Source organism: Streptomyces sp. NRRL S-455, assembly GCF_000717875.1.
Lineage (GTDB): Bacteria > Actinomycetota > Actinomycetes > Streptomycetales > Streptomycetaceae > Streptomyces.
On the sequence record NZ_JOCT01000001.1, the window covers coordinates 197,121 to 223,566 of the forward strand.

Below are 26,446 nucleotides of genomic sequence, written 5' to 3' on the forward strand. Positions count from 1 at the left end.
CCATGACGGCTGTGCTGTTCGACTTCTCGGGAACCCTTTTCCGTGTCGAGTCCACCGACTCCTGGCTGCGCGGCACCCTGACCGGGGCCGGACTCCGGCTCGCCGAAGCGGATTTCACCGCCACGGCGCGAGCGCTGGAGGCGGCCGGGGCGCTGCCGGGCGGCGGTGATCCCGCGCGCGTGCCCGAGGAACTCGCCGACGCCTGGCGGACCCGCGACCGGAGCGCCGCACTGCACCGGGCCGCCTACACGGGCCTCTCCCGTCAGGTCACGCTGCCGGACCCGGCGTTGCACGACGCGCTGTACGACCGCCACATGACTCCCGCCGCGTGGGCCCCGTACCCGGACGCCGCGGAGGTGCTCCGCGCCCTGCGGGAGCGGGACATCCCCGTCGGGGTGGTCAGCAACATCGGCTGGGACCTGCGCCCGGTCTTCCGGGAGCACGGCCTGGATCGCTACGTGGCCGCGTACGTCCTGTCGTACGAGCACGGCATCCAGAAGCCCGACCCGCGACTGTTCGCCGCCGCCTGCGAGGCGCTCGGCGCCGATCCGCGCCGGACGCTCATGGTCGGCGACGACCGCAGGGCGGACGGCGGTGCCGCCGCCCTGGGGTGCGAGGTGCACTTCGTGGACCATCTGCCGGTGACCGACCGGCCGGACGGGCTTCGGCCGGTCCTGGAGCTGGTGGGCTGAAGCAGTAGCCCGAGGCCACCACCTGGTCGTCTGCCTGCCCGCCTCGGACGATCCCCCGCGTCGCCCGAGGCAGGCGGCACCGTCGGCCTGGACAGCACGGTCCCGGCCGGACGACCCCGAGTATAGTTGGCTGGCAGCCAGTCAACGAGGAGTTACAGCATGTCCCCGCGCAGCGCCTCGGTCAATGAAGAGTTGCGGAGGCGTTCGAAGGAGCGGCTTCTGCAGGCGGCGGTCGAACTGGTGAGTGAGCACGGCTTCGAGGCCACGACGCTCGGCGACATCGCCGACCGGGCGGGCTCGGCGCGCGGTCTGGTCTCGTACTACTTCCCGGGCAAGCGCCAGCTCGTGCAGTCCGCGGTGCACCGGCTGATGCACCGCACTCTGGAGGAGGCGCTGGAGCGCGAGCCGCGCACCGAGGACGGCCGGGAGCGGATGGCCCGGGCCATCGACGCGATCCTGGGCCTGGCGAGGGACCGGCCGGTACTGATGCGCCAGCACATGGCCGGGCTGCTGCAGGCCGAGGGTTTCGTTCCCTGCCCGGAACAACGCCGCCTGGCCGAACTGCTGCGGGACACCGTCGCCCGGCACGGTTCGCGGGACGTCGACAGCGACTACCCGATGCTGCGCGCTCTGCTGATGGGCGCGGTGTACGCCGCTCTGGTGCCGGGGGTGCCGATGCCGGTTCCGGTGCTGAGGGCCGAGTTGTTCAAGCGCTACCGGCTCGACTGGGAGCTGGGTGTCCCGCCGGAGGCCGGGGCCTCCGGCGGGAGCGGTGAGAGGGACCTGTCCCGGTTCTTCGCCACGGGGACCGTACCGGAGTGCGATCCGTTGGGTCGGTCGAAGTAGTCCGGCCGCGTCTGCACGTCGAGCTCGCGCATGTGGACCCAGCGGGCCGGGGCCGTGCGCCGGTCGTCGATCTTCAGGACGTCGAAGCCCCGGGCGTACTCGTTCGAGTAGAGGTAGCCGTCGTAGTAGTACGCCGACATAGAGCCGCCCGACTTGATCGTGTCGGTGGTCAGCGGGCCGCGGTCGAAGTAGGCCATCTCCCAGTCGAAGACCTTCACGCCCTCCCACGAGGACTTCCAGGTCGTCGGCCGGGTGGTGCTGGAGCAACTGCTGTCGCTGCGCGAGGAGTCGGTGGACAGGAACAGCGGGTTGCCGGAGACGGCGGCCGACGAGGTGATCGCCCAGCAGACGAGCGAGATCACGCGGATGCGGGGGATGCTCTGAGCCGCGAGCTCAGCGCCGGGCGCGGCGCGGCGCCAGGAGGCCCGCGTCCCGGGCCTGGCCGATCAGCCTGAGCGACTTGCGGCGGCTGTGTCCGGTCGCGCACATCACGGCCAGGACCGGGTCGGCACCGTTGCGCTGGGCCGCGCGGTACTCCTGCGCCACCAGCCACCGCCCCTCCACACCACGTGGCCAGGCCGGACGGGCCCGCCGCCCCTGGCCCGCGCCGCCGTCCGGAGCCGGACCGGCACCGCACGCCTCGCCCAGCGAGTCCTCGATCCAGTCCGCCAGCACCGCCAGGTCGTCGAGGGACAGCGCGGGCTGGGCGCGTACGTCCTCGATGCCGACGCTCCCCCCGGCCACGACGGCCAGCGCGTCGACGCGGGCGCCGTCCGTGAAGGCCAGGCAGACGTCGAACCACCGTGTCGCGTCCTCGTTCTCCCGCACTTCCCATGCGGGCCGCACGGACACCGCTCCGTCCGCCGGAGAGCGATCAGAAAGATTAAGAAAGGATGCTTCCAGCACACACGGAACGTAACCGAATGATCACCTTCCCAGTAGATCGGACACGCCCCCCGAGCGGAGCACAGCACCCTGTCAGCGGAGCCCGGCCGGTGCGATGCTGGAGGCGTCAGCGCTCTCGTGCGATCCGCCGGGGTCCCTCGGGTAAGGAGTTCCGCCGTGCTGCGAGTCGCCGTCGTAGGGTCCGGGCCGAGCGGGTGCTACACCGCCCAGAGTCTCGTCCAGCTGGACTCCGAGGTGCGCGTCGACGTCCTGGACCGGCTGCCGTGCCCGTACGGCCTGGTCCGCTACGGCGTGGCTCCGGACCACGAGAAGATCAAGTCGCTGCAGAACAACCTGCGCGCGGTCCTGGAGCACGACCGGGTCCGCTTCCTCGGGGGCGTCCAGGCCGGTCCCGGTGGAGTGCCGGTCGCCCGGCTGCGGGAGCTCTACCACGCGGTGGTGTACTGCGTGGGCGCCGCCACGGACCGGCGTCTGGGCATCCCCGGGGAGGACCTGCCGGGGAGCTGGTCGGCCACTCAGTTCGTCGCCTGGTACAGCGCCCACCCGGACGCCGTGGACGGCGGGTTCCTGCGGGACGCCCGGTCGGCCGTGGTGATCGGCGTGGGGAACGTCGCCGTGGACGTCACCCGGATGCTGGCGCGCGGCCTGGCCGAGCTGAGCCCGACCGACATGCCGCAGGCGGCCCTGAGCGCGCTGGCGGCGAGCCGGGTGAGCGAGATCCACATGGTGGGCCGGCGCGGTCCGTCCCAGGCCCGCTTCACCACGAAGGAACTGCGCGAACTGGGCACCCTTCCAGGGACGGAGGTCACCGTCGATCCGGCGGAGCTGACGCCGGACCCCGGTTACGGCGACCCGTCCGCACTGCCCGCCCCTCAGCGCCGCAACGTGGAAGCGCTGCGCGGCTGGGCCGAGGCGCCGCCGAGAGACGCGCAGCGCCGTATCAGGCTGCGTTTCTTCCTCCGCCCGGTCGAACTGCTCGCCGAGCAGGGCCACGTGGGCGCGGTCCGTTTCGAGCGCACGACACCGGACGGGCAAGGCGGCGTGACGGGCACGGGGCGGTATGAGGACATCGAGGCGCAACTGGTCCTGCGCTCGGTGGGCTACCGCGGAGTGCCGCTCGAGGGCCTGCCGTTCGACGCGCGTACCGGCACGGTGCCCAACCTGGCCGGTCGCGTCCTGCGCGAGGGCGTCGTCTCTCCGGGCGAGTACGTGGCCGGCTGGATCAAGAGGGGCCCGACCGGCGTCATCGGCACCAACAGGCCGTGCGCGAAGGAGACGGCGACGTCCCTCCTTGAGGACGCTCCGGCCCTCGACCGGAAGGCCGTCCCGGAGGACCCGGTCACGGCCTTGCGCGCGGCGGGAGCCGACCCGGTCGAGTGGACGGGCTGGCAGTCGATCGAACGGGCGGAGGCGGAGCTGGGAGCGTCACTCGGCAGGGATGTGGTGAAGCTGCCCGACTGGCAGTCCCTGAGGGAAGCGGCGCACCATCACGCCCCCTGAGGGGCGCGGGAACCGCGCGACCAGCCACCGCACACCGCCGGCCACGGGCGGTCATCCCCCCGAACGCCCGGCCTGCCGGCCCGCCGCGTCCAGAAGAACATCCAAGAGGCCCGGAAAGAGCCCCTCCAGATCTTCCCGCCGCAGCCCGTTCATCTTGGCCGTCCCCCGGTAGACCTGCCGGATCACACCACTCTCCCGCAGCACCCGGAAATGGTGCGTCGTGGTCGACTTGGTGACCGGCAGGTCGAAGTGCGAGCAGGACAACTCCCCGGTCACGGCGGCGAGTTCCCGCACGATCCGCAACCGCACCGGATCGGAGAGCGCGTGCAGCACACCTTCCAGGCGGATCTCGTCGCGCCCGGGATGCGGCAGGTCGCGGCTGCTGACGGCGGGGGAGGTCACGGTGACTCCACTTCTTCGGGGGACCTCATAGTACGAGAACCCTCGTAGTTTGACATCCACCGTACTACGATGCCTATCGTACGAGTCGCCGCTCTCGCCCCCGTGACGAATGGAGTCCGCCGTGACCGCGCTCTTCGAGCCCTGCACCCTGCGCGACCTGACGATCCCCAACCGTGTGTGGATGCCCCCGATGTGCCAGTACTCGGCGGCACCGGAGGGCCCGGAGACCGGCGCTCCCACCGACTGGCACTTCGCGCACTACGCCGCCCGCGCGACCGGCGGCACGGGTTTGATCATCGTCGAGGCCACCGCGGTGTCGCCGGAGGGCCGCATCTCCCCGTACGACCTCGGCATCTGGAACGACACGCAGGTCACGGCGTTCCGCCGGATCACCCGCTTCCTCACCTCGCAGGGCACGGTGCCGGCGGTCCAGCTGGCTCACGCCGGCCGCAAGGCGTCGACGGACCGCCCCTGGAAGGGTGGCGCCCCGGTCGGCCCGGACGCGTACGGATGGGACTCCGTGGCGCCGAGCCCGGTCGCCTTCGACGACCGGCACCCGGCCCCGGCGGAGCTGACCGTCGACCAGATCAAGGACGTGATCGGGCAGTTCGCCGCCGCGGCCCGCCGCGCGCTGGAGGCCGGTTTCGAGATCGCCGAGATCCACGGCGCCCACGGCTACCTGATCAACGAGTTCCTCTCCCCGCACTCCAACCACCGCACCGACACCTACGGCGGCTCGTACGAGAACCGCACCCGCTTCGCGCTCGAGGTCGTCGACGCGGTACGCGCGGTGTGGCCGCAGGACAAGCCGCTGTTCTTCCGCGTCTCGGCGACCGACTGGCTCGACGAGGGTGGCTGGACCCCGGACGACACCGTCCGGTTCGCCACCGATCTGCAGGCCCACGGCGTCGATCTGCTGGACGTCTCCACGGGAGGCAACGCCTCCGGTGTCCGCATTCCCACCGGCCCCGGCTACCAGGTGCCTTTCGCCGCCCGGGTGAAGAAGGAGACCACGCTGCCGGTCGCGGCGGTGGGACTGATCACCGAGGTCGAGCAGGCCGAGAAGATCCTGGCCAACGGCGAGGCGGACGCGGTGCTGCTGGGCCGCGAACTGCTGCGCAACCCCTCATGGGCCCGGCTCGCGGCGCGTGAGCTCGGCGGTGAGGTGCGGGTGCCGGACCAGTACCACCGGTCGGTCTGATCCGGCACCCCGGAGGACGTCAACCGGTCGCGCACGCCGTCCCGTTGAGCGTGAACGCGGACGGGGCCGCGCTGTTGCCGCCGTGACTGGCCTGGTAGCCGATGCTCACGCTCGCGCCCGGCGCGATGGTGCCGTTGTACGACACGTTGACCGCGGTCACCGACCCGGACGTGGGTGCGTACGTGGCGCCCCAGCCGCCGGTGACCGTCTGGCCCGCGGGCAGCGTGAAACCGAGCTTCCAGCCGCTGACCGTCGTCGTGCCGGTGTTGGTGATGGTCACGGAGGTGGTCAGGCCGGTGTTCCAGGCGTTCACGGAGGCCGTCACCTTGCAGGCGCCGGGCTGGGGCTGGGGAGCCGGGCCCGACCTGTCGAGGCCGAAGAAGGTGAGCACACGGGACGCCATGCCGTGGGCGTACAGGTTGTGGCCGACGCCCTGGAGGCTGACGGCCTCCACGGGGGCCTGGTCGCCCGTTCCGCCGTAGCGGGTGCGGACCCAGCCGGACTGGGGCGTGTCGGTGGCGGCCGGGGCCTGGCTCACGCCCTGGACGTTCGTCCACTGCTTGACCTGCTCCCCGAAGTTGGGATAGCGCAGCACGTCGTCCTGGGTGCCGTGCCAGATCTGCATCCGCGGCCGGGGCCCGGTGTAGCCGGGGTACGCGTTCCGGACCAGGTCGCCCCACTCCTTCGGGGTGTGGGTGACCGTGCCCCCCGAGCAGGCGCTGTTCCACTCGGAGCCGTCGGTGGTGGCGAAGCAGCCGAACGGGACGCCCGAGAAGGCGGCACCCGCCGCGAACACGTCGGGGTAGTCCCCGAGCAGGACGTTGGTCATCATCGCGCCGGAGGAGATGCCCGTGGCGAAGACCCGCTCGGTGTCGGCGTCATAGGTGCGGGTCACCCAGTCGATCATCGACTTGATGCCGACCGGGTCGCTGCCGCCGCCACGGCGCAGGGACTGGGGCGAGGAGACGTCGAAGCACTTGCTGCTGCGGGTGACGGACGGGTAGAGCACGATGAACCCGTACTGGTCCGCCAGCGTGTCGTACTCGGTGCCGTTGTACATGTCCGGGCCCGAGCCGGTGCACCAGTGCACGGCGACCACGACCGCCGGGTCCGGGGTGACGCTCTCCGGCACGTACAGGTACATCCGCAGGTTGCTGGGGTTCGCACCGAAGTTCGCGACCTCGGTGAGGGTCGCGGCGGGTACGGCCCTCTCGCCGGCGGACTCGCCGGCGGCGGCCGCGGGTGCGGTGACCAGGGTGGCCGCGAGCGGCAGCAGGGCGGCGAGGAGCGCGAGGAGCACCGACCGCAGCGGTCTCCTCGCCGTGGGGTGGTGGGAGGTGGCAGACACGTCCGTGTCCCTTCCGTTGTGAGGCGCGGATCGAGGACGTCGTACGGCGGTTCAGCAGGCCGGGTTCGCCTGGCTGAGCAAGGCCGGGCGCCCGGGCAGTCGGCAGTACTCGCACGGCCGACGGTGAGATCTGTGCGTCCGACCGGCATGGTGGCATGGACATGGCTTCCATGGAAGCGCTCCCACATCTGTCGTCGCCGCCACCAGGACCGGCCGAATGCGTTTCGCGCGAGGCGTTGACTAGAAAGCGCTTGCCCTCTACCTTCCGTTCAGAAGTGTGACCCACCAGTGCCCCCTCACCCAGCGGGAGGAGGCATGGTGAACACCTATGCGAACGCCATTCATGAAGCTGACCGACCAGGCACCATGAGGCACCTGAAGGGACGCACCCCCACATGCGTACTCACCCCCCACGCACCCGCTTACCCGGAGCCACCCTGGCGGTCGCCGCAGCGTCCGCGCTGGCGACCGTGGCGGTCCTGGCCGTTCCCCAGCCGGCCGGGGCCGCCGAGGCTTCGCCGATCGGGTTCGGCGCGGGCACGACCGGCGGCGGCAGCGCCCCGGCGGTCACCGTCTCCACGCTGAGCGCCTTCAAGTCGGCCGTGACCGGCAACTCGGCCAAGGTCGTCCGGGTCAACGGCCTGATCGCGCTGAGCGGTCAGGTCGACGTCGGGTCCAACACCACCGTCCTGGGCGTGGGTTCGTCGTCCGGGTTCACCGGCGGTGGGCTGCGGCTGAAGAAGGTCTCCAACGTCGTCGTCCGCAACCTGAACATCAGCAAGCCGGTCGCGCCCGCCGACGGCATCACCGTCGAGGCGTCCGACAAGGTCTGGATCGACCACAACTCCTTCTCGGCCGACCGCGACCACGACAAGGACCACTACGACGGCCTGCTGGACATCAACCACGGCGCGGACAACGTCACCGTGTCGTGGAACACCTTCAAGAACCACTTCAAGGGCTCGCTCGTAGGCCACAGCGACAACAACGCGAGCGAGGACACCGGTCACCTGAAGGTGACGTACCACCACAACCACTTCGCGAACGTGTACTCGCGCATCCCCAGCCTGCGCTTCGGCACCGGGCACTTCTACAACAACTACGTCGAGGGCGCCGACACCGCCTGCCACTCGCGCATGGGCGCCCAGATGCTGGTCGAGAACAACGTCTTCCGCTCGACGAAGATCGCGGTGACCACGAACCGCAGCAGCGACGTCGACGGACACGCCAACCTGCGCGGCAACGATCTCGGTGGAGCCGCGACCGAGATCTCGCGGGTCGGCACCTTCACCAATCCGCCCTACAGCTACTCGGCGGAGCCGGCCTCGTCCGTCGTCACCTCGGTGACCTCGGGTGCGGGCGCCGGAAAGCTCTGACAGCCCGTCCGCTCGGACACCCCACATCCGCTCAGACGACAGAAGGAATCGGGACATGACTTCTGCGACACGTCCGCGCGCCCGCAGGCGCGCACTGACCGGCGTGCTGGCCACGCTCGGCCTCTCTGCTGGCATGATCATGACCATCAACGCGCCCACGGCGAGCGCCGCCACCTGGCCGACACCGAACGGCAGCCAGGGCACCTCCTCCACCATCTCGGTGTCCGGAACCAAGGACTACGGGATGAAGCGGTACTACGGCACCGGGAGCCTGGCCGGTGACGGCCAGGAAGAGGGCCAGGACCCGATCTTCAAGCTGGCGGACGGCGCCGTGCTGAAGAACGTCATCCTCGGCGCCCCGGCGGCCGACGGCATCCACTGCGAGGGCAGCTGCACGCTGCAGAACGTCTGGTGGGAGGACGTCGGCGAGGACGCCGCCACCTTCCGCGGCGGCAACGGGGCCACCTACCAGGTGATCGGCGGCGGAGCGAAGAAGGCGGCGGACAAGGTCTTCCAGCACAACGGCGGCGGGACGCTGACCATCTCCAACTTCGCGGTGCAGGAGTTCAAGACGCTCTACCGCTCCTGCGGTGACTGCTCCACGCAGTACACCCGCAAGGTCAACCTCAACACCATCGACGTGACCGGCACCGGCTCCACCGCGCGGCTCGTGGGGATCAACGTCAACCGCAACGACGTGGCGACGCTGCGGGGCATCACGATCCGCAACGACTCCGGCCGCAAGGTCGTCCCCTGCCAGAAGTACAACAACAACACCGCTGTCGGGTCCGGCCCCGACAGCACGAACTGCCTCTACTCCACCTCGGACATCACCTACAGGTAGTCCGGAAGCAGCACTCCCCCCACGGTGAAGGCGGTCGTGCGCGACGTCCCGGCGGGCGCTGCGCAGGGCCGCCCGCGTCATGCGCCACGCACCCGCGCGGGATCGGCCGGCAGATGCCGTACTACGGCCGCGAAGGCGGTCGGCCGGCCTGCCGGCACGCCCCGCCGGCGATCGGCCGACGCGTTCTGCGCGACCCGGCCGGCTCGGGGGCGACTGGGGGCACACGTGGGGGACGCTGCCGGAAGCGGCGGGCATCGGCTCCGTCCTGTGGCGTGCGCCGCCCGGCCCGGACCGAGTCACCGTCGGCCAACGGGCGCACAGTTCGCGCACAGTCACTCTCCGGTTCCGCTTCGTTGTCAGTGCCGTGGTGCAGACTCCCCGTCAGTTGGCACTTCGCCTGGGGAGGACAACGTGTTCAGGGGGATCGACGAGGTCGACTGGGCCTCGCTGCGGCATGCGTACGGCAGCGCGGAGGACGTACCCGGATTACTGCGGGGACTGGCCTCCGCCGACCCGGCCGAGCGGGAGACCGCGCTCGACGGGATGTACGGCGCCGTGCACCACCGGGGAGACGTGTACGACTCGACGCTCGCCTGTGTTCCGTTTCTCCTCGCGCTCGCCGTCCGCGAGGAGGAGCGGGGCCGGGCGGAGGTCGTGGAACTCCTCGTCAGCATCGGCGGCGCCGACGGGTCCGGCGATGCCGCGGACGACCTGGCCGCGCGGGCCCGTGCCGCGCTGCGGGCGGGTGCGGAGGTCTTCGTCCGGCTCGCGGGGGACGCGGACGCCGGGGTTCGCCGGGCCGCCGTGGAAGCGCTCGTACGGTTCCTGGACCAACCGGCGCGCGTCCTCGCCCTGGTGCGGGAGCGGCTCACGGTGGAGCGGGACGAGGGGGTCCTGCTCGCCCTGATCGAGGGTCTCGGCCTGTTCGCACGGCGGCACCGGTCGGCCGGAGAGGCCCGAGCCACCGAGGCGGTGCGCCTGCTGGCGACCCTGAGCGGGCCCCCGCACGGACCCGGGCCGCGGCTGGCCGCGCTCGGCCAGCTCGCGGGCTGCGCCCCGGAGTCGCTGCCCGCCGATCTCATACCGACCGTCGTCCAGCTGCTCCGCGACAGATCCGGGCAGCGCGCCTGCACGCGGCACCCGCCGGACCGCCCGGGTGCGGACACGCTGGCGGACCGGCTGCGGCGCCTGCGTCCCTCGGACGAGGAGGGCTCCCAGCTGCTGCGGACCCTGCACCGCGCGCTCGGCGGCCGGGTGGCCGACCGGGTCGCCCTGCTGTGCGGGCAGTTGACCAGCCCGGACCCCCTCGACCGGTGCAACGCCGTGTGGATGTCGGCCGGGCTGTTCCGCGAGTGGCGTACCGGCACCGAGGCGCCGGTCGCCCTCATAGGCGCCCAGCTGGGCGCCGAGGAGAGCTGGTTGCACGATGCGGCGGTCGCGGTCCTGGTGGAACTCTTCGACCTGGCGGCGCCCGCCGCCGACCACCTGCACGCGCTGGTGGCCTGCCGTCCCGAGCTTCGTATACGGCACGGGGAGCGGGGCACGCCGACACTGGGCGGACCGCTCAAGGCACTGGCCCGGGCGGGGGACGCACGGGCCGTGCCGCTGCTGGCCGAGGTGCTGGCGGGTCCCGTCGTCCCCGACGACCTGGGGCTGGTGATACCTCACCTGGGCCGAGCGGCCGCGCCGCTCGCTCCCGCGCTACGGCGCCGGCTCGCGCGTGTTCCGCTCGACGGGCCCGGCAGGCAGGAGCGGGCCGTTCCCCTGCTGTTAGCACTCGCGGCACTGGGCGACACCGAGTCCGTACCTTCAGTGGGGCGCCTGCTGCGCGGTATGCCGGACGGGCCGGGGTTGTGCGACGCCGTCACGGAAGCGGCCGCCCATGCCCTCGGTGCGTTCGGCAGCGCCGCACACGAGACCGTACGGGACTTGCACGGGCTGCTGGACACCGACTGCGCCGTCACGGCGGCCCGGGCACTGTGGTCGGTCACGGGTGCGGCGGATACCGTGCTGCCTGTACTGGTAAGGGAGTTGGCGGAGACGGAGCGTGGCCGGCGTCGCCGGGCGGCGGCGGGCCTACTCGGGCGACTGGGGCCGGCGGCCCGTCCCGCGCTGCCCGGGCTGCGCCGGATGACCGGCTCCGGGGACGCCTTGGAGCGAGCCGTGGCCGCCTGTGCGGTGTGGCGCATCACCGGGGAGCCGGAGAAGCAGGTCCTTCCGGTCCTTCGCTCGGCATGGGCGGAGCATCCGCACACGCGAACGACGATCGCCGGGTGCGTGAAGGCGCTGGGGCCCACGGGGGCGCCCCTGCACGACTTGCTGCGAGCGGAACTCAGGTCCCCGCGGCGGCATCGTGCGGACGCCGAGGGCCACGGCCCTCAGGACATCCATGCGGACGAGGTGCTGTTGCGGACGTGTCGGGCGGCGCTGGCCGAATAGGGCGCGACGTGCTCCAGGGCCGGCCTTGGAGCGCCGCCATCACCGGGGAAGCCACGGCCGGGGAGCCCCCGCCGGAGGGGCAGGCCCCGGTGGTGGGCCCGCGCAGGGGAAGTCGCCGTCGAGGTCGCGCCGTGGGTGGCGCGCCTTGTTGGGGTCCACCTCGTTGGGGCCTGCCTGTAGGGAGCCGCCGGTGGGGGCGCCCTATAGAGGCCCGGCTGTAGTGGCCCCCCTGTAGGGGCCCGCGTAAGTGGGAGCACCGGGCCGCAGGCACCCGCGCCGCAGGGCGTCCGCCCGCGACAAGCCCCGCAGGGAGCCACCTTGCGGGAGGCCCGCCCTGCTGGAAACCCGCCCGGCCGGGAGCCCACACAGCAGGGAGTTCACACGGCAGGTGGCCCACCCCACCGGAACCTCGCCCCACAGGGAGCTCCACCTTCACCCCGTCGTACGCCCCCACAGCGGCCCGAAGCGGGACCACTCGGCGTCCCACTGGTCGATGCGGCGGCGCTCCAGGCGGCGGCGTACCGCACGGCCGCCCGCGAGTGGCACGGCCGCGGCGAGGAAGCCCGCCACGCCGCCGATCAGCAGAGCCCGCACACGGGCCTGGGTCTCGGTGACGGGGCGGGTCACCTGGCGGCCCTCGCGGTCCGTCCACACGGTGATCGGTGTCCCCGCGGCGCTGCCCGCCAGAGCCCGTACCTGGCCGGAGTGGGAGGAGCCGTTCGCGGCGGTCCACCGTGCCTCAGCCCACACGTGCTCGGCACGGGACACGTGGCCGCTCTCGGAGGCCCTTCCGGGAGCCTTCTCGGCGAGCCGGGCCACGACGGGGCGCCACTCGACGCGCTCCCGGGCCAGCCCGCCCTCGACGGAGCGGCTCACCGTCGTGCCGGCCAGCAACGCGACGATCAAAGTGAGCGACCACACGCCCAGCACGACCCAGGCCTCCACCCTGTCGGCCCGGCGCTTGAGCGGATTGCGCCGCCAGCGCCACAGCCACACCTTCGGGCCACGTAACGTCATCGAAGGCATCCTCCTCATGAGCGCATGACCATCCCGCCGCCCTCCCCATACGGAACAGGGCCCCTGGATGCTCACTGCACGTACCTCGGGACGGCCTCGCAGACGTCACCGCGCCGGGGTCCGCCCGCCGTGTGCGGATGCGCCGGCAGGCCGGGCCTCTTCGCCGACACGGCCCTGACCTGCGCCGGAGCCCGTCCCGGAGGTGACTGTCAGTGGTGGGGTGCAGACTGGCCGGTGTCTGAGACGAGGGCGTCAATGACGACGCCGCGGAGGTGATCGGCATGACCGAGGTACTGCTCGCCGTGGGCACGCGCAAGGGCCTGTTCATCGGGCGCCGGCGGGGCGGTGGCGCCTGGGAGTTCGACGAGAGTCCCTACTTCAACGCACAGGCCGTGTACTCGGTCGCCATCGACACCCGGGGGGAGAACCCGCGGCTGCTGGCCGGCGGTGACAGCTCGCACTGGGGTCCGTCCGTGTTCCACTCCGACGACCTGGGCCGGACCTGGACCGAACCGGCCCGGCCGGCCGTCAGGTTCCCCAAGGACACGGGTGCGTCCCTGGAGCGGGTGTGGCAGCTGCACCCGGCCGCCGCCGAGTCGGACGTGGTGTACGCGGGCACGGAACCGGCCGCGCTGTACCGCTCGGCGGACCGCGGGGAGACGTTCGAGCTCGTCCGGCCCCTGTGGGAGCACCCCACGCGGTCGAAGTGGATGCCGGGCGGCGGCGGTGAGGGCCTGCACACCGTGCTCACCGACACGCGCGACCCGAAGGCGGTGACGGTCGCCGTCTCGACCGCGGGCGTGTTCCGCACCCTGGACGGCGGCGCGAGCTGGGCGCCCTCCAACTCGGGGGTCTCCGCGGTGTTCCTGCCCGATCCGAACCCGGAGTTCGGCCAGTGCGTGCACAAGATCGCGCGGGACGCGGCGGCCCCGGACCGGCTCTACCTGCAGAACCACTGGGGTGTGTACCGCAGCGACGACGCGGGGGCGCACTGGACGGACATCGGCGAGGGCCTGCCGTCCACCTTCGGTTTCGCGGTGGCCGCACATCCGCACCGAGGGGACACGGCTTACGTGTTCCCGATCAACGCCGACGCCGACCGGGTCCCCGCCGACCACCGGTGCCGGGTCTACCGGACGGCGGACGCGGGCAAGAGCTGGGAGCCGCTCTCGGCGGGACTGCCCCAGGAGAAGCACTACGGCACGGTGCTGCGCGACGCGATGTGCACGGACGACGCCGAACCCGCCGGCATCTACTTCGGCAACCGCAACGGCGAGGTGTTCGCCTCGGCGGACGCAGGCGACAGCTGGCGGCAGCTCGCCTCGCATCTGCCGGACGTGCTGTGCGTGCGGGCCGCGGTCGTCGGATGAGGTGAGGGCCGGGCGGAGGAACGTGCTTGCGTGAACCTTCGGATGTCCCCGGGGGCTGCACGGGTGAACGTTCCGCCGACCGGTCCTACTGGAAACCCTCCCGGCATAGCGGACGGGCATACTACATGAATGCGGACACAGCGCAAGATTCCCACCTTGATTCACCAGACTTGGAAAGACGCCGATGTACCCGCCCACTGGAGTAAATGGGTTGACTCATGGCGCCTGCATCACCCCGGCTGGGCATACCGTTTGTGGACCGACTCCGACAATCGCGCATTTCTTCAGGAGCACTATCCATGGTTCCTGCCGGTCTACGACGGCTACGCGGAACCCATCATGCGCGCCGACGCAATTCGCTATTTCCTGCTCGACCATTTCGGCGGGCTCTACGTGGACTTGGACTTCGAGTGCCTGAGACCGGTCGACGGAATCCTTGACGGGCACGAACTCGTCCTCGGCTGTGAGCCCCAGGCGCACACACAGCTGCTGCTGGCCCGCCAGCGCGGATTCAGCCGCATCGTCGGCAACGCGTTCATCGCGTCACGGCCGGGCCACCCCTTCTGGGCCCATGTGCACCGACAGTTGGTCGGCGCCCACAGAATGCCTGGCGCCCTGGACGCCACGGGACCCTTCTTCCTCAGCAGAGCGATCGACAGCGCCCCGGAGCCCGACTCGATCACCATCCTCGGCCCGGAGGTCCTGTACCCCGAGGTGAGCCCCTATGCGGCAGAACTGTTCGGCCCTCAGAAAGCCGACTACGAGCGTGCGCACGCCGTGCACCACTGGTCCGGCAGCTGGACACGCGACGTCCCCGGCACTCCGCGGACGTCGGCCGGAAAACGGTTCCCGTTCTGGGTGAGCCAGGAGCTGCAGCCCCTCGCCGACGGCCTTCTCAATCTGGACCCGCACCGCCGTCGCTGGGCCTCGGGCGCGCCGGCGCCGACGGTGTCATGCCTGATGGTGACGAAGGATCGTTCGTCGACGGCCCGCCGCGCGATCACGTGCTTCCGCACGCAGACCTACCCCGGTCTGGAACTGGTCGTCGTGGAGGACGGCACGGACGACGCCCTCGAGCGGTACATTCGCGAGCTGGGCGACCCGCGAATCCGCCATCACCGGCTCCCCCCGGAAGGGCGGACGCTGGGCGAACTGCGCAACGAGGCGGTGGACCGGGCCACCGGGCCCTACGTGTGCCAGTGGGACGACGACGACCTGTACGACCCGGAGCGGGTCGAGACCCAGATGGCGGCCATTCTCTCGCTCGGCGCCGAGGCATGCTTCCTGGCACGCGAACGGCTGTGGTGGCCCGCCCGCCACAAGCTCGCGATCTCCTGCGCACGCGTATGGGAGGGGTCCATGGTGTGCGCCAAGGACCGCCTCCCTCGCTATCCCGCACTACGCCGGGGCGAGGACACCCCGGTGGCGGAGGAGATGGTCCGCACCTGCCGGGTGGTGTCGGTCGACGCACCCGAGCTGTACACGTACGTGTGTCACGGCGGCAATACGTTCAACGAAGCCCATTTCGCGGAGCACTTCGACGTGGCGACCGAGGTCTGGGCCGAACCCGGCGCATATGCCGAGCGGTTGCTCGCGATGGCCACGCGGCTGCCGATCGGGCCGGAGGACATCGCTCACGCCGAGACCGGCCCCGCCGCGCGAGCCTCCGAGCGAAGAGCGCAGACGGCCCTCGAGCCCGCCCCCGGCCCGGCGAGTGAGCGCCCGCCGGTCCTGGTGCTCACCCCTCTCAAGGACGCGGCGGCGTTCCTGCCGGGCTACCTGGAGCACCTCCGCGCCCTTGACTACCCTCACGAGGCGATCTCGCTGGGCCTGCTGGAGGGCGACAGCACGGACATGACGCCGGATCTGCTCCAAGAGGCCCTGCCCGGCCTTGAGGCGGAGTACCGGCGGGTCACCCTCGTCCACCGTGACTTCGGCCTCCAGTTGGCCGGCCCCCGTTGGGAACCGGGCGTGCAGCGCCGTCGCCGATCGGTGCTGGCCAAGGTACGCAACCATCTGCTCTCCCGAGCTCTCGTCGACGAGGAGTGGGTGCTGTGGCTCGACGTGGATGTCACGGCCTACCCGGCCGACCTCGTCCAGCGCCTGCTCGGGGCGCGCAAGGACATCGTCGTCCCGCACTGCGCCACGACGACCGGCGGACCCACCTACGACCTCAACACCTTCGTCCTGCATCCCAGGGCCGACAGCCTCAACTGGTCCCAGTGGCTGCGCGACGGCATTTTGCAGCCACCCAGGGGGTTCGGCCGCACCTACCTCGACGAACTGCGCGGTCAGGGGCTCGTCCGGGTCGACTCGGTCGGCGGTACCGCGCTCCTGGTACGCGCCGACCTCCACCGGGACGGCCTGATCTTTCCCACCTTCCCGTACCGGCAGCTCATCGAGACCGAGGGTCTGGCGGCGATGGCCCGGGACATGGGCACTGCCTGCTGGGCGCTGCCCGACCTGGAGGTGCTGCACCCGCACCACGCCACGGACGTGGCGGACCTCGGGGCCATGGCCCCGTCCTGACCGATAGGGGCCACCCGTACACCACATGGAGTAATCGCATTAGTGCGTTGAGTAATAGGAACCTACGGTGGTGCTGCTGCCCCTGCCCCTCGGTGTTCACCAGCGGTAGCGGGCGACTCCCAGTCTCCGAAGGAAAGGCCCCATCGTGAAAGCCCGTGTCATGTCCTCACTGGCCCTGCCTGCCGCTCTGGCGACCGCCGGACTTCTCAACACCGCGGAGGCGGCCTACGCGGCCGCCCTCGGTTCGGACACGCTGACGACGTCGGCGCCATACACGCACCAAGGGCAGCAGATAGGCGGCGACGTCACCCTCACCTCCGGGGACGGGCGCCCCTGCACGCCCATCGGCAACATCACCGTCACCGACTACGGCCACTGCTGCACGCCCGTCGGCAACATCACCGTCACCGACTACGGGCACTGCTGCACGCCGGTCGGCAACATCACCGTCACCGACTACGGGCACTGCTGCACGCCGGTGGGCAACGTGACCATCTGCGACTACGGGCACCATCAGGAGCACGGCCACGACCGCCCCGACCACGTCCCCGGGCGTCAACCGCTCTTCAGCTAGCAGCACGCGATCCGGCCGGTCCGCCGCGACGTGGTCCTGGAACGGGGCCAGGGGGGGCGTCGGCGCCCGACGCCACGGATACCCACCTCCCGCACCCGCGGAGCCCCTCCCTCCCCTCCATACCGTTCCGTTCTGTTCCGTTCTATTCCATTCTGTTCCGTTCCGAAGCGAAAGATGGCGCATGCCCCTTAGATCCGACCCTGTGGTCTCGGTGGTCATCCCCTGCCACAACTACGCCCGCTATCTGCCCGAGGCGGTGTCCAGCGTCCTCGCCCAGACGTTCCGCGCCTGGGAACTCGTCATCGTCGACGACGGCAGCACCGACAACACGGTGGGCGTGGCGCAAGACCTGGTCGCCCGCCACCCCGACCGGCACATCAGGCTGCTCCGGCAGGCCAATGCCGGAGTCTCCGCCGCGCGCAACACCGGAATCGAGGCCAGTGCCGGTCGTTACGTCCTCCCGCTGGACGCCGACGACATCATCGCGCCCACGATGCTGGAGAAGACCGTCGAGGTACTGGACAGAGACACCGGCATCGCCATCGCGTCAACCGATGTGTTCACCTTCACCGACGACGATCTACCGCCGCAGGCGATGCCCCTCCCCGCCTTCAGCAGAGAGCTGCTTCTCCAGCGACTGATCATGTTCTACTGCTCGCTGTACCGCCGGGAAGCGTGGCAGGCCGTGGGCGGGTACGACGAGACCATGCGAGCGGGAGAGGACTGGGACTTCTGGATCGGTTGCGTAGAGCACGGCTTCGACGCCCACCACATCCATGAGCCGCTGTTCGGGGCTCGCAACAAGGACACCGGGCTGCACCTGGAAGCCGCCGAGAACGACCTGGCCATCCGGGCCCGGATCGTGGCCAACCACCCGGACCTGTTCAAGCCGATCACCCGTGGCTGGGCACACGCCGTGCTCACCCAGGACGCGGAAGCCTGCCTGTCGGACGAGCACGTGCCCGACGACATCCTCACCCGGGCCGCCGAGATGGACCAGTTCCTCGCCGCTGTCATGGCCCTGCAGCGCACCACGCGCGTGCAGTACTACCACATCCGGCGACTGGAGAAGGCGCTGGCCGCGCAGAGCGGCATCGCCGCCCCGTCCGTCCCTGAGAGAGAGCCCACTCCGACGGCTTCCTCCGCCTGACACGGCGCCCCGGGCCGGCCGGGCGCGGGCCACCGCACGTGGGTTCTACGGCAGTCGCCAGTCCACGGGCCGCTCGCCCTGCCGCACGAGCAGGTCGTTGGCCCGGCTGAACGGGCGCGAGCCGAAGAAGCCCCGGTCCGCCGACATCGGCGAGGGATGAGCGGACTCGATCGCGGGGAGATCCCCCAGCAGCGGTCGCAGATTGCGTGCGTCACGCCCCCACAGGATCGACACCATCGGCTTACCCCGGTCCGCCAGCGCCCGGATCGCCTGCTCGGTGACCTCCTCCCAGCCCTTGCCACGGTGCGCGCCGGGACTGCGCGGGGCCGTGGTGAGCGCCCTGTTGAGCAGCAGCACGCCCTGCCGGGTCCACGGCGTCAGGTCCCCGTTGGACGGCCTGGGCAGTCCCAGGTCGGAGTGCATCTCCCGGAAGATGTTCTCCAGACTGCCGGGCAGAGAGCGCACCTCGGGCGCCACCGCGAAGCTCAACCCGATCGCCATGCCCGGCGTGGGATAGGGGTCCTGACCGACGATCAGGACGCGGACGTCGTCGAACGGCTGCTGGAAGGCCCGCAGGACGTTCGCCCCAGCCGGAAGGTACGTGCGGCCGGCCGCTATCTCGGCCCGGAGGAAGTCCCCCATCGCCGCGATGCGTTCGGCCACGGGTTCGAGGGCCTTCGCCCAGCCCGCTTCGACAAGTTCATGCAAGGGTCGTGGTGCCACAGCGCGTCACTCTACTGGCCCGCCAGGGTCCCCTTCGGCGCTACTCTTCCTCCTCGTCGAGGACCTCGAGTCGGTCGAGCACATCGCGTCACCGGTCACCGGAAAGGGGGGGGGGGGAGCAGCGTGTTGCGTCCAGTGGTCGAGCCACCCGCGCCCGAGGTGCGGACGCCGTTCGGCGACCCGCCCTCCCCGCTGAGCCGCCGGGGCGGCCAACCGCTGGACCGGCGTCTGCCGTGACCGGGGCGTCGGAAGGCTCGGGCTTCCTCGCCGTGGACTCCGGCGGATCCGGACTCCGGGCGGTGGTGGGGACCACCGGGCGCGGGCCGCTGGCCCGCGGGGGGACCGCCGAGCCGGTACGCACGGGTGATCGGGGTATCGACCCCGAGCACTTCATGGCGCTGCTCGTGCCCTTGGCGCGTGCCCTGACCGTCGAGGCAGGGCTGGTAGGGCTGACGGCCGCCGTCGTCGGTGCGGCGGGGCTGGCCACCCTCGGTGACGCGCTGCGCGCCGAACTGCCGGGTGCCCTGGCCCGTGAGTTCGGGGTGCGGAGGGTCGCGCTGGCCGCCGATGCCGTGACCGCTTACGCGGGCGCCCTCGGGCCCCGCCCTGGTGCCGTGATCGCCGGCGGTACTGGTCTGATCGCGATCGGCACCGACCTGGCCGGCTGGCGGCGGGCCGACGGGTGGGGGCATCTGCTCGGCGACTGCGGGGGCGGTGCCTGGATCGGGCGGGCAGGGCTGGAGGCCGCGTTGCGGGCCCACGACGGGCGGGAGGGCGGTTCGGCCCGGCTGCTGGCGTGCGCCGAGGAGGCGTTCGGACCCGTGGCGGGGCTGCCCGGCGCACTGTATCCGCGGCCGGACCGGCCCGCCGTCCTCGCGTCCTTCGCACCCCGGGTGGCCGCGTGCTCGGACGGAGACCCGGTCGCCGCGGGCATCCTCCGCGCGGCGGCCCGGCACATGGCCGGCTCCGCGGCGGCCGTGTGCCCCGCCGAAGGTGAGCCGCGCGTCGCCGTCACCGGTGGCCTGTTCAAGATGGGCGACCCGATCCTCGTGCCCCTGGACGAGGAACTGGCCGAGCGGCTCCCGCGGGCGCGGCGGGTGCCGGCCGAGGGCGATCCGCTGCACGGCTCGGTGCGGCTGGCGGCCGAACTGAGCACCGGCCCTCTCACACTGCCGGGTGACGACACGATGCTGTGTGTGACCACCGTGTCGGGCGATTGATTCGAACGCGCCCGAACTGTGCGCAACTCATCAGACAAAACCGGACGGATACCGCTCACCTGCCCCCTCCCCGAACAGGGGAGCCCAATGAGCCAGTAACATGCGGCGCCATGAGTTCCCCCACTGGACCCGAGTCCGGCCTCCCAGTACGAATGCCGCGACCCCGCCAGCCGGGACGGCACCGCCGTCCCGAGCCGCTGGTGGCTCCCGAGGGCGCGCCCGCGCTCGTCCTCGCCGTGCCGGGCACGCCCAGTAGCGCCACGCGCAGCCTCGCCGAAGAGGTCGTGAGCATCGCCCGCTCCGAGCTGCCCGGCCTCGACGCCCGCATCGGGTACCTCGACGGGGACAACGCGGAGTTCCCCACGCTGCGGGCCGTGCTCGCGCACGCCGCCGAGGAGCGCTCCGCCCGCTTCGAGCAGGCGCGCGCCGCCGGCATGGACGTCAGGGAGCCCGACGGGCCAGTCGCCGTCGTCGTGCCGCTGCTCGCCGGTCCGGACAGCGCGCTGTTGCGCCGGGTCCGCCAGGCCGTCATGGAGAGCCGGATCGCGGCCGAGCTGACCGACGTCCTCGGCCCGCACCCGCTGCTCGCCGAGGCGCTGCACGTGCGGCTTTCCGAGGCCGGTCTGGCCCGCGCGGACCGTGCCCGGCTGTTCACCGTGGCCACCGCCGCAGACGGCATCATCCTGGCGTCCGTCGGCGGTGACGAGGCCGTGCAGGCGGCCGGGATCACCGGCATGCTGCTCGCCGCGCGCCTCGCGGTGCCGGTGATGGCGGCGGCCCTGGACCAGGAGGGCTCCATCGCGTCCGTGGCCGAGCAACTGCGTTCCTCGGGCTCGCAGCAGCTGGCTCTCGCGCCGTACCTGATCGGTCCGGAGATCGAGCCGGGGCTGGTCGAGGAGGCGGCGAAGGAGGCGGAGTGCTCGGCTGCCGAGTCGCTCGGGCCGTACCCCGCTGTCGGGAAGCTGGCGTTGGCCAAGTACACGACCGCGTTGGGGATCACGCCGCAGCAGGTACAGGGTGCGCCCGTTCGCTGACGTCCGCCCGCCGCGACTGAGGCCCGTTCCCGTTCGGGGGCGGGCCTTCGCCGTTGGGTGAGGCAGTCGGCTGGACGCGGGTCGGTGGCGAACCAGGTCGCCATAAAATAGTGGTTACTCGTTTTGTTTCGTCGGGAGGAAGCCCACCGCTCATGGTGAAGCTGCAGCAGGACCGAGCCGTCAGGACGCGGGAAACCATCATCAGGGGTGCCGCCGAGGTCTTCGATGAATACGGGTTCAACGGCGCCAGCATCAGCAGGATCATGCAGCGGGCCGGTGTCTCCCAGGGAGCGATGTACTTCCACTTCAAGTCCAAGGAGGACCTCGCGCGCGCCGTCATGAACGCGCAGGCCGACACGATCGTCCCGCAGTTGGACTCACACGGACTGCAGCGCATTGTGGACATGACGTTCGTCTGGGCGTGGCAGATCCAGCGTGATGTCCTGCTGCGCGCGGGCGTCCGGCTCACCAACGAGCAGGAAGGCACCGGCGTTCGCGACGCCACGCCGTACCTGGAGTGGGCCCGGATCCTCGAAACCGCTCTGCGGCAGGCCCAGGAGGAGGGCGACATCGTCGAATCGGTCGACGTCCTCAAGGTTTCCGAATTCCTGGTCAGCGCGTGCACGGGGCTGCAGATGTACGCGAACGCCGTCAGCGGCCGGCAGGACCTGCCCGAGCGGGTGGTGTCGATGTGGCAGATCCTCCTGCCGGGCCTCGCGACCGCGGGAGCCGGCGCTTCGATCGACCTGAACGTGCGCCGTTTCGCCTGACCGCCGTCGCGGCGTCGTCTCCGGGCACGACCTCGCCACCGGAGTCCTCCGTACCCGGAGGACTCCGGCGACGCGCCCCGACGCGTTCGACATCCCGTGGTGCTGCTGAACGACGCGTTCCGTCCGGTCATCCACCGCTTCGGCGAACCGACTTGGCGAAGTGCGTGCGGCGACTCTTCCGAGTCGCCAAAAAAAAGAGGGCGTTCGCTATTCTTTCAGCCTGGTCGGCAACCGCGGACCGAGACCAGGGAGGAGAATCAGCCATGGGCGCACAGGCTCTGACGAGTGATCACACCTCGGTGCCCGCCTTCGCCGAGCGACTCTTCGAGTGCCTGCCGCGTGCGGACCAGCGACGCTGGGCCCATGCCTACGTGCAAGGGCTGCTCACCGCACCCGGCAAGAAGTCGGTACGCCGGCTCGCCGCGGCGGTCTCCGCCTTACCGGCCGCGTCGCAGTCGCTGCACCAGTTCGTCAACGCCAGTCCGTGGGACTGGATGCCGGTCCGCGCGGAGCTGGCCCGGTGGGCCGGGCAGCGCCTGGCCCCGCGCGCCTGCGTGATCGGCCAGGCCGTGCTGCGCAAGCGCGGTGCCCACTCCTGCGGCGTGCATCGCCGCTTCCTGGCCTCCAGTGGCCGTTCGGTGACCTGCCAGGTGGGCATCGGCATGTTCCTGTCCTCCTACGAGCGGGCCGTGCCGGCCGACTGGCGCCTGCTGCTCCCCGGTTCCTGGGCCAAGGACCCCGAACGGCGCACCCGCGCCCGGATCCCCGCGGAGGTGACCCCCCGCTCCGTCGAGCAGCACATCCTCGACCTCGCGGACACGCTCTTCGACGACAGCCGGACCACTCCCCTGCCGGTCGTCGCCGACCTCCAAGCCCTTGGCGTGACCAACTCGGCACTCTTGACGCACGGTCTCGCGCTGCGCGGACGCACCTTCGTGGTCGCCGTCCCCGACCGGCTACAGGTCACCGTAGGCCGGCGTCTGTGCCTGAAGCCGGGGCGAGGAGAGGACGGACAGGGCCCGGCGCTGGCGGCGAGCAGTCTGTTCGAGTCCGACAGCGGTCCCTTGACCCGCCTGGAGCGTGTGGCTCCCTCGGACGGGCACGGCCGGCACGTCACGGTCATGTCCGGCTTCGTGCGGCTGCCGGGGGTGGGGCAGGCCGGAAAGCGCGTCGACCGCACCTTCCGGCTCTTCACCGTCCGCCCCGAAGCGGGGCGGCGCCCCGGACAGCTGTGGCTGACCAGCCTCACGCACACCCGCATGGAGACGGTGCTCGCCCTGACCCGGACACTCGCGCGGGCCGACGAGTCCCTGGGCGAGATGGCGGACGGCTTCGGTCTGCTCGACTTCGAGGGGCGTTCCTTCCCCGGCTGGCACCATCACATGACGCTGGTGTCGGCCGCGTACGCGTATGACCGCCTCGAACGGCGCCCCACGGGTGGCGCGGGGCGGATGCTCGTCGCCGCCTGAACGGCCCGTGACGCGGTGCCCCGTCGGCGTTGACGCCGGCCGCGATCAGAGCGTCGGCGCGCGCTCTGCAGGGCGGAGGCCGGACGCCGCCGCGGGGGCTGGCGCATTCCCCAGGCTGCCGGAATCAGGTCCGCCCGTGGACAGACTGGCCGGCGACCCGGCGGAGGAATTCACGGAACACCTGCTGCAGGACCTCGGGCCGTTCCAGGTGCACGTCGTGCCCCGCCTCGGGGACGCTCAAGGCCACCGCTCCGGGTCGCTGCTGGAGCATGGCCTCCGTCTCGTGCGCGGGGATGATGCCCGATTGGCCCAGGACGACCAGCGTCGGGCAGGTGATGCTCGTCCACTCGTCCCAGAAGGAACGCCGGGCGTTCTCAGTCAGCGCGTCGACCATCACGTCACGGTCGAAACGTGGCCACCAGCCGTCGCCGCGCTCCTCCAGTCCGGCCGCCCAGCCTTCACCGACCGCGCCGCCTCCGAAGAACTCGACGGCGGCGCGGAGCGAGGGGAACGGCGTCGGCCAGGCGTCCAGCGCTGCGCCGATCTCGGCCTGCACGTTCGGGTCGGCGCGGCCGGGGCCCGCCTCGATGAGGACGAGCCCGCGCAGCAGTTCGGGGTGTGCTGAGGCCGTGAGTATGGCGGTGTGGCCGCCCAGCGACTGCCCCGCCAGTACCGGCCGACGCAGGGCGAGTTGTTCGATGACCGCGACGGCATCGGCGACGTACGCGGCGCGGGAGACATCACGCGGCCGGCGTTCGCTCGCGCCGTGGCCACGCTGGTCGACGGCTACGACTCGGTAGTGGCGGCTCAGGTCCCGGGCGAGGGTGTCCCATTCGCCCGCGTGGCCGGCCAGTCCGTGCAGCAGGACGACCGGAGGTCCTGATCCACCCCAGTCACGGCAGGAGATGCGGACGCCCTCGCGTACCACCTCACTCTCGGTCCAGGTCATGTCGGATTCCCCAGGGGTGCCTCAAGGCCGGTTGTTCTTCCCGTTCAGCCAGAGTGTGTCGGACTCGTCACGGTGCGAGCCGTTCGAGCCGACGTGCTTGTCGGAGATCTGCGCGCCGTTCCTGAAGACGTGCACCAGAGCCATCCCGTGCCCCCGGCCCAGGCCGTGTTCCTGCTTGAGCCACTCCAGGACCGGGCCCGCCTTCAGATCCGGTCCCTCGAAACCGCGCTCCTTGGCCAGCTCCATGAACTGTCGGGGTGTCAGGCCCGTGTTGTCCTCGATCTTGTCCAGATACGCCTGAAAGGACATGTTCCCTCCGCTTTCCGAATCGTCCGCGCCGACCACGGGCCGACTCCCTCAGCGTGCACTCCCACTCGGCACCCGCACGGCTCCCGCCCGCCCCTCGGCTCGACTTCGCCAGGTCGCCCGACGTGCACCCCGGCGAGCAGGACAGCCGCGCCCCTCGCCGTGCGGTGTTCAGGCCCCGACCAGCGGTGACCCCGACGGAGTGCGCAACGGCCGGGCCAGTTCCGCAAGGGCCCGTTCCAGGCCATGCAGATGGGCCAGTGCCGGGTCCGTGGCCGACGGGGCATCGGTCAGGGGCGAGGCGTCCGCGGCCTCGGCCAGGGCCTCTCCCCCCTCGGTGAGAGCCTCGACCGCGGCCTGGACACGCCAGCAGGCGGCGGCCAGGCGGGCGTCGTGGGAGGCCTCCGGGTCGGCGGCGACGGTGACCAGGCCGCGGATCTCCCGGGCGCAGTCGTCCAGGAGGGCGAGAACGTGCCGGGCCCGCCGCTTGCGGCCCCGCATCGGGTTCAGCGGGTGCACCAGCGGGGCGACCGAGAGCCGTACCCGGGAGAGCAGCTGCTCCAGCTCCGCGACCCGTGGGGCCGGGTCGGCGTCGGCCGCGCCCGCAAGGCGCCGGGCGGTTTCGGCGGTGCAGGCGTGGACGCAGCGCAGGGCCCGCTGGATCCAGGCGTCGGTGACGCTGTGGGTGGTGACGGGCAGGAGGATCGTCACGGCCAGCGCGGCACCGAGCGCCCCGACGCCGGTCTCGGCGAGGCGCAGGGCGAGCAGGCCGGGGCCGAGCACGCCGAGGAGGCCGTAGAGCAACCCGGCGAGGAGGGTGACCCAGAGCATCATCCAGGTGTAGGACACGGCGGCCGTGTAGAAGATGCCGAAGACGCATGAGGCGGCGAGGAGAGCCGTGACGACCGGGTCGCCGTGCACGGGCACGGCGACGAGCAGGCCGAGGGCGATGCCGATCACCGTGCCCAGCAGCCGGCGGAAGCCGCGGACCAGGGTTTCGCCGCGCGAGGTGGTGTTGACGAAGATCCACCAGGTGGCGCCGACGGCCCAGTACCAGCGCTGGCCGGACACCAGCTGCCCGACGACGAGGGCGAAACCGGCGCCGGCGGTCGCCTGGACCGCCTGGCGGGTGGTCACCCGGGCCAGGCCGGTGCCACCCGGCGGGGCGGGCACAGCGGGCGGGGGCAGGCGGCGCTCGTAGCACCACAGCCCGAAGCGCACCACGGCGGCGGCGAGGACGGACAGCAGGACCGCCGTGTACAGCTCGGGAAGCTGGTCCGTGGTCGCCTGCAGGAACTGCGTCACGAAGAAGGTCATGAACGCGAACACGCCGAGGCTGTGTCCGCGCGGGCCCCAGCGGCGGGCGTACACGCCCGCGCCGACCACGGCGAGGAAGGTCAGGTCCCGGGCCACGGGGTGGCCGTGCAGTCCTGCCGCGGCGGTGAGCACGGGCAGGCCGACGGCCGGCAGCAGCGCGGTGGTGACCGCCTGGCCGCGGACCGTGGCGTCGGTGACGGTGAACAGGGCGAGCAGTGCGGCGAGGCCGCCGGTGACGGCGCCCGTGAGGGAGTGCCCGGCCCACCCGCACACGGCCACGGCGAGCGCGATGCCTATCACGGCACGCGTGGCGAACCGCAACCGCGTCCGCCCCGGATCCGGAGCCACGAACACCCTCTTCAGCACCGCTTACCGCCCCTTTCGAAACGCCGGCAGGAGAAAACATGAAAAAGGCGCCGCGGGGTCCGCAGCGCCATCGACGCACCTATATCAGCATCCCGGGC

23 protein-coding genes and 1 pseudogene are annotated in these 26,446 nt (G+C 71.6%); 15 read left to right on the forward strand and 9 right to left on the reverse strand.

What is annotated here, in order from left to right:
• The first annotated feature begins 2 nt into the window (after nt 1-2).
• Nucleotides 3-692: an HAD family hydrolase gene (locus tag IE97_RS0100895; RefSeq protein ID WP_030147211.1), complete on the forward strand. Its 690-nt coding sequence runs from the start codon at nt 3-5 to the stop codon at nt 690-692.
• Between the two features lie 159 nt (nt 693-851).
• On the forward strand, nt 852-1,538 hold the full coding sequence (locus IE97_RS0100900; protein ID WP_030147212.1) for a TetR/AcrR family transcriptional regulator: 687 nt from the start codon (nt 852-854) through the stop codon (nt 1,536-1,538).
• On the opposite strand, the pseudogene IE97_RS39695 reads toward IE97_RS0100900, so the two are convergent.
• Both IE97_RS39695 and IE97_RS0100910 read right to left on the reverse strand, forming a co-directional pair.
• Nucleotides 1,529-1,759 (reverse strand): annotated as a pseudogene (locus IE97_RS39695) (hypothetical protein); the annotation flags it as partial. The gene IE97_RS0100900 and the pseudogene IE97_RS39695 sit on opposite strands and share 10 nt — an antisense overlap.
• A gap of 172 nt (nt 1,760-1,931) precedes the next feature.
• Nucleotides 1,932-2,390 (reverse strand): DUF6214 family protein, encoded by a 459-nt coding sequence (locus IE97_RS0100910; protein ID WP_030147213.1) that lies wholly within the window; start codon nt 2,388-2,390, stop codon nt 1,932-1,934.
• A gap of 210 nt (nt 2,391-2,600) precedes the next feature.
• On the opposite strand from IE97_RS0100910, the gene IE97_RS0100915 reads away from it, so the two are divergent.
• Nucleotides 2,601-3,944: an FAD-dependent oxidoreductase gene (locus IE97_RS0100915; protein WP_030147214.1), complete on the forward strand. Its 1,344-nt coding sequence runs from the start codon at nt 2,601-2,603 to the stop codon at nt 3,942-3,944.
• A gap of 51 nt (nt 3,945-3,995) precedes the next feature.
• Here the strand turns inward: IE97_RS0100915 and IE97_RS0100920 are convergent, their stop codons facing one another.
• Entirely contained in the window at nt 3,996-4,346 is a 351-nt protein-coding gene (locus tag IE97_RS0100920) for an ArsR/SmtB family transcription factor (protein WP_030147215.1), read from the reverse strand.
• Nucleotides 4,347-4,467: 121 nt separating this feature from the next.
• On the opposite strand from IE97_RS0100920, the gene IE97_RS0100925 reads away from it, so the two are divergent.
• A complete protein-coding gene (locus IE97_RS0100925; RefSeq protein WP_030147216.1) occupies nt 4,468-5,547 on the forward strand; it encodes an NADH:flavin oxidoreductase/NADH oxidase in 1,080 nt (359 codons plus the stop codon).
• Between the two features lie 19 nt (nt 5,548-5,566).
• On the opposite strand, the gene IE97_RS0100930 is transcribed toward IE97_RS0100925, so the two are convergent.
• Nucleotides 5,567-6,895 (reverse strand): PHB depolymerase family esterase, encoded by a 1,329-nt coding sequence (locus IE97_RS0100930; RefSeq protein WP_234323996.1) that lies wholly within the window; start codon nt 6,893-6,895, stop codon nt 5,567-5,569.
• Between the two features lie 395 nt (nt 6,896-7,290).
• Here IE97_RS0100930 and IE97_RS0100935 point away from each other — a divergent pair, with 395 nt between their 5' ends.
• The 3 genes from IE97_RS0100935 to IE97_RS0100945 all read left to right on the forward strand — a co-directional run bounded on the left by IE97_RS0100935 (nt 7,291) and on the right by IE97_RS0100945 (nt 11,554).
• Nucleotides 7,291-8,271, forward strand: a complete 981-nt coding sequence (locus IE97_RS0100935) for a pectate lyase family protein (RefSeq protein ID WP_030147218.1) — start codon at nt 7,291-7,293, stop codon at nt 8,269-8,271.
• Nucleotides 8,272-8,326: 55 nt separating this feature from the next.
• A complete protein-coding gene (locus IE97_RS0100940; RefSeq protein ID WP_030147219.1) occupies nt 8,327-9,115 on the forward strand; it encodes a pectate lyase in 789 nt (262 codons plus the stop codon).
• 411 nt (nt 9,116-9,526) lie between these two features.
• A complete protein-coding gene (locus IE97_RS0100945; RefSeq protein WP_030147220.1) occupies nt 9,527-11,554 on the forward strand; it encodes a hypothetical protein in 2,028 nt (675 codons plus the stop codon).
• A gap of 432 nt (nt 11,555-11,986) precedes the next feature.
• Here the strand turns inward: IE97_RS0100945 and IE97_RS0100950 are convergent, their stop codons facing one another.
• Nucleotides 11,987-12,571, reverse strand: a complete 585-nt coding sequence (locus IE97_RS0100950) for a hypothetical protein (protein WP_030147221.1) — start codon at nt 12,569-12,571, stop codon at nt 11,987-11,989.
• A 272-nt stretch (nt 12,572-12,843) separates the two neighbouring features.
• Between IE97_RS0100950 and IE97_RS0100955 the strand changes: the two genes are divergently transcribed.
• The 4 genes from IE97_RS0100955 to IE97_RS0100970 all read left to right on the forward strand — a co-directional run bounded on the left by IE97_RS0100955 (nt 12,844) and on the right by IE97_RS0100970 (nt 18,194).
• On the forward strand, nt 12,844-13,941 hold the full coding sequence (locus IE97_RS0100955; protein WP_106975260.1) for a WD40/YVTN/BNR-like repeat-containing protein: 1,098 nt from the start codon (nt 12,844-12,846) through the stop codon (nt 13,939-13,941).
• Between the two features lie 129 nt (nt 13,942-14,070).
• Nucleotides 14,071-16,470 (forward strand): glycosyltransferase, encoded by a 2,400-nt coding sequence (locus IE97_RS0100960; protein ID WP_051704783.1) that lies wholly within the window; start codon nt 14,071-14,073, stop codon nt 16,468-16,470.
• A 145-nt stretch (nt 16,471-16,615) separates the two neighbouring features.
• Nucleotides 16,616-17,044 carry a hypothetical protein gene (locus tag IE97_RS0100965; RefSeq protein ID WP_030147224.1) on the forward strand — a complete coding sequence of 143 codons (429 nt, stop codon included), beginning with the start codon at nt 16,616-16,618 and terminating at the stop codon, nt 17,042-17,044.
• A 181-nt stretch (nt 17,045-17,225) separates the two neighbouring features.
• The gene (locus IE97_RS0100970; protein ID WP_234331769.1) at nt 17,226-18,194 is read left to right on the forward strand and encodes a glycosyltransferase family 2 protein; all 969 of its coding nucleotides are present in this window, start codon (nt 17,226-17,228) and stop codon (nt 18,192-18,194) included.
• Nucleotides 18,195-18,239: 45 nt separating this feature from the next.
• Here IE97_RS0100970 and IE97_RS0100975 read toward each other — a convergent pair whose 3' ends face one another.
• Nucleotides 18,240-18,917: a uracil-DNA glycosylase gene (locus tag IE97_RS0100975; RefSeq protein ID WP_030147226.1), complete on the reverse strand. Its 678-nt coding sequence runs from the start codon at nt 18,915-18,917 to the stop codon at nt 18,240-18,242.
• 233 nt (nt 18,918-19,150) lie between these two features.
• Between IE97_RS0100975 and IE97_RS0100980 the strand changes: the two genes are divergently transcribed.
• The 4 genes from IE97_RS0100980 (at nt 19,151) to IE97_RS0100995 (ending at nt 23,410) form a co-directional block, all read left to right on the forward strand.
• Nucleotides 19,151-20,137 carry an N-acetylglucosamine kinase gene (locus IE97_RS0100980; protein ID WP_030147227.1) on the forward strand — a complete coding sequence of 329 codons (987 nt, stop codon included), beginning with the start codon at nt 19,151-19,153 and terminating at the stop codon, nt 20,135-20,137.
• A 110-nt stretch (nt 20,138-20,247) separates the two neighbouring features.
• The gene (locus IE97_RS0100985; RefSeq protein ID WP_030147228.1) at nt 20,248-21,171 is read left to right on the forward strand and encodes a sirohydrochlorin chelatase; all 924 of its coding nucleotides are present in this window, start codon (nt 20,248-20,250) and stop codon (nt 21,169-21,171) included.
• Nucleotides 21,172-21,323: 152 nt separating this feature from the next.
• Nucleotides 21,324-21,941 carry a ScbR family autoregulator-binding transcription factor gene (locus tag IE97_RS0100990; protein WP_030147229.1) on the forward strand — a complete coding sequence of 206 codons (618 nt, stop codon included), beginning with the start codon at nt 21,324-21,326 and terminating at the stop codon, nt 21,939-21,941.
• A 263-nt stretch (nt 21,942-22,204) separates the two neighbouring features.
• The gene (locus IE97_RS0100995) at nt 22,205-23,410 is read left to right on the forward strand and encodes a transposase (RefSeq protein ID WP_030147230.1); all 1,206 of its coding nucleotides are present in this window, start codon (nt 22,205-22,207) and stop codon (nt 23,408-23,410) included.
• Between the two features lie 124 nt (nt 23,411-23,534).
• Here IE97_RS0100995 and IE97_RS0101000 read toward each other — a convergent pair whose 3' ends face one another.
• The 3 genes from IE97_RS0101000 to IE97_RS0101010 all read right to left on the reverse strand — a co-directional run bounded on the left by IE97_RS0101000 (nt 23,535) and on the right by IE97_RS0101010 (nt 26,348).
• On the reverse strand, nt 23,535-24,359 hold the full coding sequence (locus IE97_RS0101000; protein ID WP_030147231.1) for an alpha/beta fold hydrolase: 825 nt from the start codon (nt 24,357-24,359) through the stop codon (nt 23,535-23,537).
• Nucleotides 24,360-24,380: 21 nt separating this feature from the next.
• On the reverse strand, nt 24,381-24,668 hold the full coding sequence (locus IE97_RS0101005) for a DUF4287 domain-containing protein (RefSeq protein WP_030147232.1): 288 nt from the start codon (nt 24,666-24,668) through the stop codon (nt 24,381-24,383).
• A gap of 168 nt (nt 24,669-24,836) precedes the next feature.
• Nucleotides 24,837-26,348: an FUSC family protein gene (locus IE97_RS0101010; protein ID WP_030147233.1), complete on the reverse strand. Its 1,512-nt coding sequence runs from the start codon at nt 26,346-26,348 to the stop codon at nt 24,837-24,839.
• Nucleotides 26,349-26,446: the final 98 nt, after the last annotated feature.

Bases quoted from the DNA above. Each gene is read 5' to 3' on its own strand.
- IE97_RS0100895 (WP_030147211.1), top strand. From the start codon at position 3: ATGACGGCTGTGCTGTTCGACTTCTCGGGAACCCTTTTCCGTGTCGAG.
- IE97_RS0100900 (WP_030147212.1), top strand. From the start codon at position 852: ATGTCCCCGCGCAGCGCCTCGGTCAATGAAGAGTTGCGGAGGCGTTCG.
- IE97_RS0100935 (WP_030147218.1), top strand. From the start codon at position 7,291: ATGCGTACTCACCCCCCACGCACCCGCTTACCCGGAGCCACCCTGGCG.
- IE97_RS0100940 (WP_030147219.1), top strand. From the start codon at position 8,327: ATGACTTCTGCGACACGTCCGCGCGCCCGCAGGCGCGCACTGACCGGC.
- IE97_RS0100950 (WP_030147221.1), bottom strand. From the start codon at position 12,571: ATGACGTTACGTGGCCCGAAGGTGTGGCTGTGGCGCTGGCGGCGCAAT.
- IE97_RS0100960 (WP_051704783.1), top strand. From the start codon at position 14,071: ATGCGGACACAGCGCAAGATTCCCACCTTGATTCACCAGACTTGGAAA.
- IE97_RS0100970 (WP_234331769.1), top strand. From the start codon at position 17,226: ATGCCCCTTAGATCCGACCCTGTGGTCTCGGTGGTCATCCCCTGCCAC.
- IE97_RS0100985 (WP_030147228.1), top strand. From the start codon at position 20,248: ATGAGTTCCCCCACTGGACCCGAGTCCGGCCTCCCAGTACGAATGCCG.
- IE97_RS0100990 (WP_030147229.1), top strand. From the start codon at position 21,324: ATGGTGAAGCTGCAGCAGGACCGAGCCGTCAGGACGCGGGAAACCATC.
- IE97_RS0100995 (WP_030147230.1), top strand. From the start codon at position 22,205: ATGGGCGCACAGGCTCTGACGAGTGATCACACCTCGGTGCCCGCCTTC.
- IE97_RS0101000 (WP_030147231.1), bottom strand. From the start codon at position 24,359: ATGACCTGGACCGAGAGTGAGGTGGTACGCGAGGGCGTCCGCATCTCC.
- IE97_RS0101005 (WP_030147232.1), bottom strand. From the start codon at position 24,668: ATGTCCTTTCAGGCGTATCTGGACAAGATCGAGGACAACACGGGCCTG.